This is a genomic window from Microbacterium sp. CCH5-D1 (assembly GCF_001557335.1).
Classification (GTDB): Bacteria; Actinomycetota; Actinomycetes; order Actinomycetales; family Microbacteriaceae; genus Microbacterium; species Microbacterium oxydans.
The window spans coordinates 1-12483 of the sequence record NZ_LSJW01000036.1 but is presented as its reverse complement, the minus strand read 5'-3'; the positions used below and the strand labels follow the sequence as shown (position 1 = coordinate 12483).

Here is a 12483-nt window from a genome sequence, read left to right as displayed (position 1 = left end):
GACCCATCCCGCCCATCCCCCGGCTGTAGGTATCCAGAGGCACGTCAGGGGCGAACGTGTTCTGCGGCTGCCGGGTCGACAGATGCATGTAGTCGTTCAGCCGGAAGCTCTGGATGTCGAACGTGGGATTGTTGGTGAGAACGCCCCAGGGATTGTCGTACACCTTCAGGCCGTCATGGACGCTCTCCACCGTGATCGAGGCCGCACCGTCCGAGATGATCCAGTGCAGCGGCGACAGCGGGAACTGCGCGCTGAACGAGATGTCGGCGAGGTTCACGGTCTCCAGCGCTTCCTTCACCTGCGCCACGGAGTCGAACTGCCCCAAGACCCACGGGATGAACTCGAAGGGGGTGACGTTGGTCGCCTCGGAATCCTCCGCCGGGTAGTACGCGTTGTCTGGGAAGTTGAGCCCGGCCATACCGAGCCCCTTCTCATTGACCGCGTCGTAGTACAGCGGGTACCCGTCCGAGATCGTCGCGATGCCGATGATCGCGTGATGCGTAGGCATGGACGCGAGTCGGCGGAACGGGAACGAGAAGTTCCTCGGCGTGATGGTGACCGTCTCGTTGTACGAGAACTCGAGATCGAGATTTCTCCCGAAGTAGTGGTCGACGGTGGTGAAGCTCAGTCCTGTGCACATCGTTCCCTCTCCGCTCCGGGGCCCGGTCGGGTCCTCGAACGGCCATGGTCGCACTCGTGGTCGCCCAGCGTAAGGGGGGTGACGCAAGCGCGAAGGAGGGCCTCCCGGCGCGGGAGGCCCTCCTTCGTGAAGCGGGAGCGGTGTCAGCTGGTGACGGTCCAGTCGAACTGGTCGCCGTACTGCTTCAGCCACTCGTCGACCGCGTCGGCTTCCTTGCCCTCGCCGTACTCGTTGACCACGAGGTCTTCGAGCGCACCGTACTGCTCGTCGTCGAGCTTGATCTTCTCGATCAGCTCGGCGGCCTCGGGGAACTCCTCGGCGAAGCCGTCGGTGCCCAGGAAGTGCAGGCCCTCGGCCTTGCCCATCGCACCCTTCGGGTCCTCGAGGTCCTTCACGGGGAAGGCGTCGTTGGCCCAGAACGGACGCCACAGCGTCACGACGATGTCCTCCTGCTTGTCGGTCGCGGTCTTCAGCTCGGTGAGCATCGCCGCGGTCGACGAGGTGACGAGCTCGTACTCGCCATCGAGACCGTACTCGGGCATCATCTTCTGCGTCTGGGCGGTGAGGCCCGCGCCCGGCTCGATGCCGTAGATCTTGCCGTCGAACTCGCCGCCCTTGCCCACGAGGTCTTCGATCGAGTTCAGCTCGGAGTACTCCGGAACCGCGAGGGTGAGCTTGGCGTTCTCGTAGTACTTGCCGAGGTCTTCGATGTCGTCACCGTACTTCTCCATGTAGGAGGCGTGAGTGAGTTCCGGCCACGCCGAAGGATAGATGTCGACGTCGCCCTGGGCGAGCCCGGTGTAGAGCGGGCCTGCCTCGGTGAGCGTCTTCATCTCGACCGTGTAGCCGATCTTCTCGAGCTGGTCCTGCAGCAGGTAGGCGGTGCTCAGCCCATCGGTCCACGAGGGCAGGAAGCCCAGCGTGATGGTGCCCTTGTCGTCGCCGCTGCCGTCGCCGCCGCCCGTGCCACCGGCGCCGTCGCTGCTGCAGCCCGCGAGGGTGAGCGCCGCTGCGGCGCCGAGTGCGGTGATTGCGAGGATCTTCTTCTTCATGTGATTTCTCTCTCTTGCGTTCCGTATGGGTGTTGTTCCGTAGGGGTGGAGCTTTCAGCGCACTCCGCCGCCGACGGCGTTGCGTCGCGGCGCGACCTCGGCGCGTTCCGCCGCAGCTGCGGCGTCCTGCTGCTCCGAGACCTCAGGAGTAGGAGCGGATGCTGTTCCGCCACCGTTTCCGCGCGGGGTGCGACGCCGCGCGAGCATGCCGAGCAGCGACGAGCGGTTCTCGCCCGGAGCTCCCAGCGCCGCGGTGACCCGGTCGAGGAAGACCGCGATCAACACGACACCGAGGCCGGCCTCGACGCCCTTGGGGATGTTGATGGTCGAGATCGCCTCGACCACCATCTTCCCGAGGCCGTCCGCCCCCGCCATTCCGGCGATGACCGCCATGGACAGGGCGAGCATGATGACCTGGTTGACGCCGGCCATGATGGTCGGCATCGCGAGCGGAAGCTGGATGCCGCGGAGGATCTGGCCCGGCTTCGCGCCGAACGCCTGACCGGCCTCGACGGTCTCGGAGTCGACACCGCGGATGCCCAGCTCGGTCAGACGCACACCTGGGGGCAGGGCGAAGATCACGGTCGCCACGAGGCCGGGCACCACGCCGATGCCGAAGAACACGATCGCCGGGATCAGGTACACGAAGGCCGGCATGGTCTGCATGAAGTCGAGCACGGGCTTGAGCACGGCGCGGACGGTGGCGTTGCGCGCCGACCAGATGCCCAGCGGCACGGCGATCAGCACCGCGATGATGGCGGCGACGAGCACGAGCGCCAGGGTCTGCATCGCGGGAACCCACAGGTCCATCCCGACGATCAGTCCGAACGACACGACCGTGCCGATCGCGAGCTGCCACGAGCGCACGACCCAGGCGATGAGCGCGGCGATCACGATGATGACCACGAAGTTCGGGGCGAGCAGGATGCTCGTGAGGCCGTCGACGAGGAAGCTCATCACGAACGAGATCACGTCGAGCAGACCGTCGAGGTTGTCCTTGACCCAGTCGACGACGGACTCGATCCAGGTTCCCACGGGGATGCGGAAGCCATCCATCAGCGCACCTCCTCCGTCTCGACCTGGGCTCCTGAGCTTGTCGAGGGGCCCGGGTCGGCGGTCCACCCGTCATCGAGCACCGCATCGATCTCGGCCTGCGGCATCGGCATCAGCGGAAGCGTGATCTCCTCGGTCGCGCCGGGTCCGGGACCGAGGGCGGCGAGCAGCGTCACGCGCGGGATCACCCCGACCAGACGGCCTTCGGCATCCGTGACCGCGAGCGGCAGGGGAGACTCGACGGCCGGCACGAACAGGTTCATGAGCACGTCGTCCTCCCGCACGCTCTGCAGCACGGGCTTGATGATCGAGTCGAGCGTGGTCGCTCCGTTGCGCACGAGCTTCACCGCGTCACGGTCGGTGACGACACCGATGAGCTGCCGGTCCTTGCCGACCACGTACGTGGCCGACATGTAGGCGTCGCGCATCTGACGCAGGGCGGTGCGGGGTCCCGCGGTGTGCGGCACGACGGGGCGCGGGCGCTCCATCACGTTGGCCGCGGTGAGCACGCGGGCACGGTCGACGTCCTGCACGAACTGCTCGACGTAGTCGTTGGCCGGGTCCATCAGGATGTCTTCCGGTGTGCCGATCTGCACGATGCGGCCGTCGCGCATCACGGCGATGCGGTCACCGAGGAACATGGCCTCGTTCAGGTCGTGCGTGATGAACACGATGGTCTTCTGGAGCTTCTGCTGCAGTTCGAGCAGCTGTTCCTGCATCTCGCGCCGGATCAGGGGGTCGAGCGCGCTGAACGCCTCGTCCATCAGCAGGATGTCGCTGTCGGCGGCGAGCGCGCGGGCGATGCCGACGCGCTGCTGCATACCGCCGGAGAGCTCGGACGGGAGCTTCTCGCCCTGTCCCTCGAGTCCGACCAGCGAGAGGATCTCCTCCGCCTTCGCCAGGCGATCGGCCTTCGGGGTGCCCTTGAGCTCGAGCGGGTAGGCGACGTTCGCGGCGACCGTACGGTGCGGCAGCAGGGCGAAGTGCTGGAACACCATCGAGATGCGGTCGCGACGGATCTCACGGAGTCGCGACGACGGGATACCGGTGATGGGGTCGCCGTTCACGGTGACGGTGCCGTCGGTGACGTCATGCAGCCCGTTGAGCATGCGGATGATGGTGGACTTGCCGGATCCCGACAGGCCCATGATGACGAAGATCTCCCCGCGGTTCACGGAGAAGCTGGCGTCGATGACCGCGGCGGTGCCGGCATCCGCGACGGCGGTTCGGCTCTCACCGGCCTTCAGCCGACGGACGGCGGCGTTCGGATTCTTACCGAAAACCTTGTACAGATTGCGCGCTTCGAGAGCGATTTCGGACACGTTTCCCCTGCGGCTCGCCTTCGGGTGGCTGAGCCTGCTTCGGTTACGCCCGGGTGATCCCCTCAAGGCCGTTCGACATGTCTGCTGTGGCGGCACGGACGGCGGATTTCGGATCCACCGCGATAGAGCATCGACCGTACGTCCACGCCTCTTCGCAGCACAGCTCATCGAAAGAAGGACGTGGTCGCGGACTGGTCTTCGGGCCGTCAGGCCCACAGACCAACGTAACGAAATGGCCGATCAGGGGCAAATCCCGGTCGCGCGGGGTGGCCTCGTTTCGGTGGCTGACCGGGGGATTGCACGGGTATTCAACAATCCCTCCCGCGGTGGTTCCGCGGTCAGGAATCCGAGGTCTGCGCGCTCCGGATGCTGCGTGTGACGGTGAATTTCGGGGTGCGTTCGACCTGCTCGGTCGACCCCACCAGCCGGGTGAGTTCAGGGCGATAGGCGAGGGAGGAGTTGTACACCGTGAAGAGTTCTCCGTCGGGCCGGAGCACACGCGCCGCGGCCTCGAACAGCCGCGTCGCCGCTCCCGTGTGCACGCTCGCGCCGAGGTGGAACGGCGGGTTCAGGAGCACCGCGTCGAAGGAGGCATCGGGAAGCGCGGAGCCGGCGTCGTCGTGGGTGACCGTGACCCTGTCGGCGACTCCGTTCGCAGCCGCCGTCGTGCGGGCGGATGCCACTGCAGCGGCAGACCGGTCGGTGGCCGTCACCTGCGCTTCGGGGTGCGCGAGGGCATAGGAGACGGCGAGCGCCCCGGTGCCGCAGCCGAGGTCGAGCACACGTCGGGCCGCAGTGTCGTGAACGACTCCGGAGGAACGTCCGTCTTCCGGCCCGCTCCGGTGCGAATCGCGCCGATCCGGGGCATTCTTGCCGAGTTGCGCACCGGTCAGGCCGAGCACCTCCAGCAGCACTCGGGTTCCGATGTCGAGGCGCGGCCCCGCGAACGCGCCTCCGTGGGCGACCAGCGTCAGCCCGTCGTGCTGCGCCGCCACCGGGAACGGCCGGTCCGCGGCGGCGGGGCGCGGCTCCGTGGCCACGATCAGTCGCGACTTCCGCTCGGCGCGTTGAGCCTGCACGTGCGCGAAGCTCCGCCCCAGCACCTCGTTCTGACCGAGGGACATGTGCTTCACGCGGCCTCCGGCGACGAGCACCACGTCGGGAGCAGCCCAGCGGGCCACGGCGTCGGCGATCTCCACGAGTTCCGCGAGCGACTTCGGCAGCTGCAGCAGCACCAGTTTCGCGCCGGTGAGCAGGTCGGCATCGAGCTCGTGCGGGTGGAACAGTCGGCCGAAACCCAGACCATCCGTCTCACGCTCGGCGGGTTGCCCCGCGACGCGCCCTGCCCCATTGAGGTCGTCTCCGTTTCGGCCGGAAGCACCCGCAAGCCCGAGCTCTTCCGCATTGCGCTGCAGTGCCAGGCGACCGGTCGCGAGGTCCTGATGCACCCGGATGCCGTGGCGCCCTCCCGCGGCAAGAGCGAGCGTGATCGCGCCGTACTCGTCGCCGATGACGACCATCTCGGAGCCGTCCACGTCGAGCGCGAGCGCCCGTTCCACGAGCAGCAGGTCGGTCGCGTCATATGCCTGCAGGTTGTCCGCCTCGACGTCGGGCCAGCGGCGCAGGCGACTGTAGGGGAACTCCGGCACCAGCCCACTGTACGCGGGCGTCGTAAGGATTTCGCATGTGTTGTTTTCGCCCGATTCACGACTTTGTGAATCGGGCGTACGCTCCCGCGCATGACCACCGTCATCGCCACCCGCAATCTCACGAAGCACTACGGCCACACGCACGCACTCGACGGCCTCGATCTCACCGTCGAGCAGGGCCAGGTGCACGGGTTCCTCGGCCCGAACGGCGCGGGCAAGTCGACCACCATCCGCATCCTCCTCGGCCTCGCGCGGCGCACCGGGGGTGAGGTCGAGGTCTTCGGCGAAGGCCCCTGGGATCGCGCCGTCGACCTGCATCGACGCATCGCCTACGTGCCAGGAGACGTCAGCGTCTGGCCGAACCTGTCCGGGGGCGAGGCCGTCGACCTGCTCGCACGACTGCGCGGCGCCCGTGCGAAGGACGCCGCCTACCAGCACGAGAAGAAGCGCCTGATGGACGCGTTCCAGTTCGACCCGCGCAAGAAGGGCCGCGCCTACTCGAAGGGCAATCGGCAGAAGGTCGCTCTAATCGCGGCGTTCGCCGTGCCTGCCGACCTCTACATCCTCGATGAGCCGACCAGCGGACTCGATCCCCTGATGGCGGTCATCTTCCAGCGTGAAGTGGCCCGCGCCCACGCGAACGGCGCGACCGTGCTGCTGTCGAGCCACATCATGAGCGAGGTCGAGCAGCTGTGCGACCGGGTGTCGATCATCCGCGCGGGCCGCGTCGTGGAGGCGGGAACCCTGGCGGAGCTGCGTCATCTCACCCGCAGCGACGTGTCGTTCGCCTCCGCCGGCGCCACCCTCGAACAGGTCGGCCGCATCCCGGACGTGCACGACCCCGTGCAGCAGGGCGACCGCATCCGCCTCTCCGTCGACAGCGATCGCACGGCGACGGTTCTCCCCGCACTCGCCACCCTCGGCATCAGCGACCTCCGCGTCGCCCCGCCCTCGCTCGAGGAGCTGTTCCTGCGCCACTACGGCGATGACCTCGCCGGCCTCGAAGCGGCCGAAGACGGCGAGGCGGAGCACGAAGTGCCTTCCACCCGCCGCGCACTGAAGGACCGTGCGTGATGACCACGTTCGGCGTGCTGCTGAGACAGCGACTGCGCCGCGATCGGCTGCAGCTCGCGCTGTGGATCGTCGGTACGGCCCTGATGGCCTTCGCCGGATACGCCGGTGTCAGCCAGTCGTACTCGACTCTTGCCGACCGGCAGAACATCCTCGCCGCCGCGCTCGCGAATCCGGTGATCCTGATGTTCCGCGGGCTGCCGTCCGGCACGTCCGAAGGGGCGTTCCTGGCTTTCGAGGTGCTGCCGTGGCTGGCGTTCCTCGCCGCCCTCATGAGCACATTCCTCGCCGTGCGGCACACCCGGGGCGACGAGGAGGCGGGACGGGCTGAGCTCGTCTGGGCCACCCCCGCCGGGCGCCGCCTTCCGACGGTCGCGACGATCGCGCACGGGGTCCTCGCGAACGTCGCCCTGGCCCTGCTCACGGTGCTCGCGCTGGTCGCCACCGGCCTTCCGCTCGCAGGATCGGTCCTGGCGGGGGCCGCAGCGGCGTCCTGCGGCATCGCGTTCCTCGGCGTCGGCCTCCTCGCGGCGCAGCTTCTGCGCACCTCTCGAGGCGCGAACTCCCTGACGGTCTGGGCGCTCGTGGCGATGTTCCTGATCCGCGGCATCGGCAACGCGGCGGGCACCCCGAGCGACGATCTCACCCGCATGACGAGCGCGTGGCCGGCGTGGCTGTCCCCCTTCGGGTGGGTGGAGCAGTCCCGCCCCTACGACTCCGACCTGGTCTGGCCGGTGCTGCTCGGCCTGGCCTTCGGACTCGTGCTCGCCGGCGCATCCGTCGCCCTGCAGTCGATGCGAGACATCGATGCGAGTTTCGTCGCGGAGCGCCCCGGCAGGGTCTCGGCACGGCCCGCGCTCGCCTCGCCGCATGCCCTGGTGTGGCGGCTCACGTCCGGGGCGATCGTGGGGTGGGCGGTCGGCGGAGCGATCACCGGCATCCTCGCCACCACCCTGAGCGGACTGGTCGACCGGATCTCGGGCGAGAACCCGGCCGTGGCCGACATCCTGACCAAGATCGGCGGAGCGACAGGCGGGCTCGACGAGGTCGTGGTCACCGTGTTCTTCACCCTTCTCGGCATCCTCGCCGCGTGCTGCGCCGTGCAGATCGTGGTGCGCGCACGGCAGGAGGAGGCGCACAGCACAGCCGAGGCCGTGCTGGCGACCCCGGTCGTTCGTGTGCGCTGGCTCGCCGACTACGTGATCGTCGGCGTGGTCGCGGTGCTGATCGTGGTCGCCGCCGCGGTGCTCGCCGGGTGGGTCGGCATCCGGGTGAACGGCGGCGCTGAATCGCTGTACCGCATCGTGGCGGTGGCGGGGCTCGGCCAGGCGTTCGCCGCATCGGTCTTCGCCGTCCTCACCGCGCTCGTCTTCGTGCTGCTCCCCCGCGCGACGACGGCCGTATCGTGGAGCCTCGTCCTGCTGGCGACCCTGTTCGGGATGTTCGGTCCGTTGTTCGGACTGCCGGAATGGACGATGAACCTCTCGCCCTTCGGGGTGACCCCGGTGGTGGACGGCAGCGGCGTGGATGTGCGCGGCCTGTGGTGGCTCGTGCTCGCCCTGGTCGCGGGAGGCGCAGGAGCCCTGACCCTGATGCGACGCCGTGAGCTCGCCCCCGGAGCCTAGGAGGAGCACGATGCCTGACGACCGCGACGCACCCTCGCCCGACTCCCACCGCGGGACGGAACCCGCCGAGCAGGCCGCCGCCATGATGACCGCCGCTGGGATGCCGCGAATGCCTGCGCGCGTGATGATGGCGCTGATCGCCGCTCCCGAGGGCGGGTACACGGCCGCGCAGCTCGGCGAGCGTCTGGGCGTCTCGGCCGCTGCCGTCTCCGGCGCGGTGCGCTACCTGCAGCAGCTGCACTTCATCCAGCGTCGATCGCGCCCCGGCGACCGGCGCGACCGCTACGAGTTCGTGCACGATCCGTTCTACAGCTCGATCGTCGGGAACATGCCGGTGTACTCGCGCCTTTCCGAGTACATCGACGAGATCGCCGCGGAGCACGACGACGATCAGGGCGCCCACGACCGCGCGATCGAGCTCGCCGAGTTCTTCCGCTTCCTCTCCACCCGCATGCTGCAGATCGTCGAGGACTGGCGCGCCCTCCGCCGCGACTCCTGACCCTCGCCCCACACCCACACCCACACCCACACCCACACCCACACCTTCCTCGCACACCCGCACCCGCGCCCGCGCACTCCTGCCAAAACGGAGACCATTCGTCCGCGCCCGGCGTGTCTCCCCGGAGGCGGATACCAACGCGCCGAGCGGGCACCGGATGGTCTGGGTTTTGGCACCAGCGACGAGCCCCTTGACACCCGCGTGAGTTATATGGTTACTTAGTCAAGTAACTAACCCACGAACCACGCGGAGGACTCGTGATCGAAGAAGGCAAGCCGCTCTTCCTCCAGATCGCCGAGCAGATCGAGGACTCGATCGTCGACGGCACACTCAGCGAGGAGGCGCAGGCTCCTTCCACCAACGAGCTCGCCGCGTTCTACCGGATCAATCCCGCCACCGCAGCGAAGGGAGTCGCCATGCTCACCGACAAGGGAGTGCTCTACAAGCGCCGAGGCATCGGCATGTTCGTCGCCGACGGTGCCAGGGAGCTGCTCCTCGGCGAGCGCCGCGCCGCGTTCGCCGATCGCTACATCGACCCGCTCCTCGCCGAAGCCCGCACGCTCGGGCTGGGCGCGGAAGATCTCGCGGCACTGCTCAGGCAGCGCGCCGCACTGACCATCGACGCAGAAGGGAAGACCCCCGCATGACCGCCGTCATCGAGGTGCAGAACCTCACCAAGCGCTACAAGGAGAAGCGAGCACTCGACAACGTGTCGCTCGCCATCGAGGGAGACGCGATCTACGGCCTCCTCGGCCGGAACGGTGCAGGCAAGACCACGCTCATGTCCATCCTCACCGCGCAGAACTTCGAATCATCCGGAACCATCAAGGTCTTCGGCGAGCACCCGTACGAGAACGCGCACGTGCTCAGTCGGATCTGCTTCGTCCGCGAGAGCCAGAAGTATCCGGACGACGCGTACCCCAAGCACGCTTTCAAGGCTGCGAGCCTGTTCTTCCCGAACTGGGACCAGGCGCTCGCCGACGAGCTCATCGCCGAGTTCCAGCTGCCGATGAAGCAGACGATCAAGAAGCTCTCGCGCGGCCAGCTGTCCGCGGTCGGGGTCATCATCGGTCTCGCCTCGCGCGCCGAGATCACCTTCTTCGACGAGCCGTATCTCGGTCTCGACGCGGTCGCCAGACAGATCTTCTACGACCGACTGGTGGAGGACTATGCGGAGCATCCGCGCACGATCATCCTGTCCTCGCACCTGATCGACGAGGTGTCGAACCTCATCGAGAAGGTCATCGTGATCGACGATGGGCGCATCCTGCTCAACGAAGACACGGATGCGGTCCGCGAACGCGCCGTGACCGTGGTGGGCGACGCCGCCAAGGTCGATGCCTGGGTGGGTGCGCGGGAAGTGCTGCACCGGGAGTCGCTCGGCCGGGTCGCGTCGGTCACCGTCCTCGGTGCCGTGTCGTCGGAGGATCGCGCCGAGATCACCGCGTCAGGACTCGACCTCGCACCCGTCTCGCTGCAGCAGCTGGTCGTGCGGCTCACGCAGAAGGTCGCGACCGATTCCACGAGAGAGAACGCAGCGAAAGAGGAGGTGCGCTGATGCGACGCACATTCAACGTCGTCCGCCTGCAGCTGATCAACAAGGGCACCTTCGTCTGGTACCCGCTGATCATCCTCGCGGCTGCCGTCGTGATCTCGATCATCATCTACGCGATGATCCCGGTCGACACCCCCAAGTACGGCGGCGGAGGCCAAGCGCCCCTCTGGTACTTCTTCGCGATCGGCATGTCGGCGATGACCCTGACCTTCCCGTTCTCGCAGGCCATGAGCATCACCCGCAGGGAGTTCTTCTTCGGCACGATGCTCACGGCAGTCCTCGGCAGCGCCCTCATGGGAATCCTGTTCCTGATCGGCGGCGGCATCGAGGTCGCCACGAACGGCTACGGCGTGAACGGCTACGTCTTCTACCTGCCGTGGCTGTGGGACGCCGGGCCCCTCGGCGCCTTCGTCGTCTACTTCACACTCGCCCTGTTCTTCTTCGTGCTCGGGTTCACGGGCGCCACGATCTACAAGAGCTGGGGGCAGCTGGTCCTGCTCATCGTGGGCATCGGGCTGGCGCTGGTGCTCATCGGCCTCGTCTTCCTGGCGACCCGGCTCGACCTGTGGAACCACGTCGGCGCCGCGATCATGGACCTCGGGGCGGTGGGACTGGCGCTGTGGGGTCTCGTGCTCACCGCGGTCTTCACGGGAGTGTCGTTCCTCGCGTTCCGCAGGACCATCCCCTGATCCTCCGCGAGAGAACACGAATGCCGCGACCGCACTCCCCGTGCGGTCGCGGCATCGTGGCTTTCGTCAGCGGATCCCCCTAGCCTCGGAGCACGGCGGAAGCAACCGGGTGCCGAAGAGCCGCGACGGTCACTACGCTCGGTGCGCGTGAAGATCCCTCCCCGTCTGCGGGCCCGCCGTTCGGGTGTCGCCCGCTCGCTGCATGAAGCAGTGCTCCCCGCGCGGCTCCTGCTCGTCGCGAAGACGATGCTCGCGGTCGGGCTGGCCTGGGCGATCGCACCGCACATGCCCGGTGTCACCGACGAGTACCCCTACTACGCTCCGCTCGGCGCGCTGGTGAGCATGTATCCGACCTTGATGGGCTCGGCGAGATCGAGTCTGCAGACCTTGCTCGGGCTGGCCACCGGAATCGGCCTGGCGACCCTCATCGTGATCACTGTGGGCCCGACGTGGTGGTCGATCCCTCTCGTCGTCGGGCTCGGCGTGCTCGTCTCGGGAACGGGATGGTTCGGCGTCGGTCGCGAGTACGTGCCGATGGCCGCCCTCTTCGTGCTGATCATCGGCGGGCAGAAAGCCGACGACTACTCGCTCGGGTATCTGACGCAGATGGCGGTCGGGGTGGTCGTCGGCCTGGTGGTGAACCTGGTCATCGCGCCGGCGCCGCTCACCTTGGCAGCGGCCGGACGGGTGGCCGACTTCCGCGAGCAGCTGGCCGCGCATCTGCACGACATCGGCTCGGCGGTCTCGGAGTCGTGGCCTCCCGAGCACGAGCAGTGGGCTGATGACGCGGCCTCGCTGGCCGATACCTCCTCGGAGTTGAGGGCGGCCCTGACCGAAGCGGAGGAGAGTCGCCGCGGCAATCCTCGCGCCAAGGGACACCGCTCATGGATCCAGCAGAGCCACGATGAGCTCGCCGCCCTCGATCGCATCGGCCACCTCATCCGCGACATCGCCGACGAGATCGCCGACACCATCTGGGAGCGGCCGGCAGGGCTCGCGCTCGACCCCGCCCTCCCGGGTCCGCTGTCGGCCGCGTGCCATGCGGTGGCCGAAGTGATCGCGCACGGCGATGCCTCCTCGAGCGAGGATCACCGCGTGCGCGCCGAGGCGGCGCGGGCGATCCGGCTGCTCCTCGAGACCGTCGACGACCGCACGGTCGACGTCCGACGGTCGATGGGTCCGGGAGTGCTCACCGCGATGCACCTGCGACGCATCCTGATCCTGAGCGGTACAGGCTCCCCCTCCGAGAAGAGGGAAGAGGAGGTCGAGTAGCCGCGTCAGATGGTGTCGTCGGCGGCGATCACATCCACCTGCCAATAGCGGCCATC

The 12483-nt window shown here is 68.0% G+C and carries 12 protein-coding genes; 7 read left to right on the top strand and 5 right to left on the bottom strand.

What is annotated here, in order from left to right:
* The 5 genes from AX744_RS02365 to AX744_RS02345 form a co-directional block, all read right to left on the bottom strand.
* Positions 1–640 (bottom strand): linear amide C-N hydrolase (locus tag AX744_RS02365; protein ID WP_061015288.1); only part of this gene is annotated, 640 nt, incomplete at its 3' end.
* 143 nt (positions 641–783) lie between these two features.
* Positions 784–1692, bottom strand: coding sequence for a glycine betaine ABC transporter substrate-binding protein (locus AX744_RS02360; protein WP_046748102.1), 909 nt, complete (start codon positions 1690–1692; stop codon positions 784–786).
* Between the two features lie 54 nt (positions 1693–1746).
* Positions 1747–2748 carry an ABC transporter permease gene (locus AX744_RS02355; RefSeq protein WP_058630834.1) on the bottom strand — a complete coding sequence of 334 codons (1002 nt, stop codon included), beginning with the start codon at positions 2746–2748 and terminating at the stop codon, positions 1747–1749.
* Positions 2748–4067 (bottom strand): quaternary amine ABC transporter ATP-binding protein, encoded by a 1320-nt coding sequence (locus AX744_RS02350; RefSeq protein WP_061015287.1) that lies wholly within the window; start codon positions 4065–4067, stop codon positions 2748–2750. The genes AX744_RS02355 and AX744_RS02350 overlap by 1 nt, the downstream gene beginning before the upstream one ends.
* Positions 4068–4405: 338 nt before the next feature.
* Complete coding sequence (locus tag AX744_RS02345; protein ID WP_061015286.1) at positions 4406–5716, bottom strand: class I SAM-dependent methyltransferase; 1311 nt, start codon at positions 5714–5716, stop codon at positions 4406–4408.
* 90 nt (positions 5717–5806) lie between these two features.
* Between AX744_RS02345 and AX744_RS02340 the strand changes: the two genes are divergently transcribed.
* The 7 genes from AX744_RS02340 (at position 5807) to AX744_RS02310 (ending at position 12427) form a co-directional block, all read left to right on the top strand.
* Positions 5807–6790, top strand: a complete 984-nt coding sequence (locus AX744_RS02340) for an ABC transporter ATP-binding protein (RefSeq protein ID WP_061015285.1) — start codon at positions 5807–5809, stop codon at positions 6788–6790.
* Positions 6790–8412 carry an ABC transporter permease gene (locus AX744_RS02335; protein ID WP_061015284.1) on the top strand — a complete coding sequence of 541 codons (1623 nt, stop codon included), beginning with the start codon at positions 6790–6792 and terminating at the stop codon, positions 8410–8412. The genes AX744_RS02340 and AX744_RS02335 overlap by 1 nt, the downstream gene beginning before the upstream one ends.
* A gap of 10 nt (positions 8413–8422) precedes the next feature.
* Positions 8423–8911, top strand: coding sequence for a GbsR/MarR family transcriptional regulator (locus AX744_RS02330; protein ID WP_061015283.1), 489 nt, complete (start codon positions 8423–8425; stop codon positions 8909–8911).
* 257 nt (positions 8912–9168) lie between these two features.
* Entirely contained in the window at positions 9169–9558 is a 390-nt protein-coding gene (locus AX744_RS02325) for a GntR family transcriptional regulator (RefSeq protein WP_046748097.1), read from the top strand.
* Positions 9555–10469 carry an ABC transporter ATP-binding protein gene (locus tag AX744_RS02320; RefSeq protein WP_061015282.1) on the top strand — a complete coding sequence of 305 codons (915 nt, stop codon included), beginning with the start codon at positions 9555–9557 and terminating at the stop codon, positions 10467–10469. Before AX744_RS02325 ends, AX744_RS02320 begins: the two co-directional genes overlap by 4 nt.
* Positions 10469–11155 (top strand): hypothetical protein, encoded by a 687-nt coding sequence (locus tag AX744_RS02315; protein WP_061015281.1) that lies wholly within the window; start codon positions 10469–10471, stop codon positions 11153–11155. The genes AX744_RS02320 and AX744_RS02315 overlap by 1 nt, the downstream gene beginning before the upstream one ends.
* 147 nt (positions 11156–11302) lie before the next feature.
* On the top strand, positions 11303–12427 hold the full coding sequence (locus AX744_RS02310) for an FUSC family protein (RefSeq protein WP_061015289.1): 1125 nt from the start codon (positions 11303–11305) through the stop codon (positions 12425–12427).
* Positions 12428–12483: the final 56 nt, after the last annotated feature.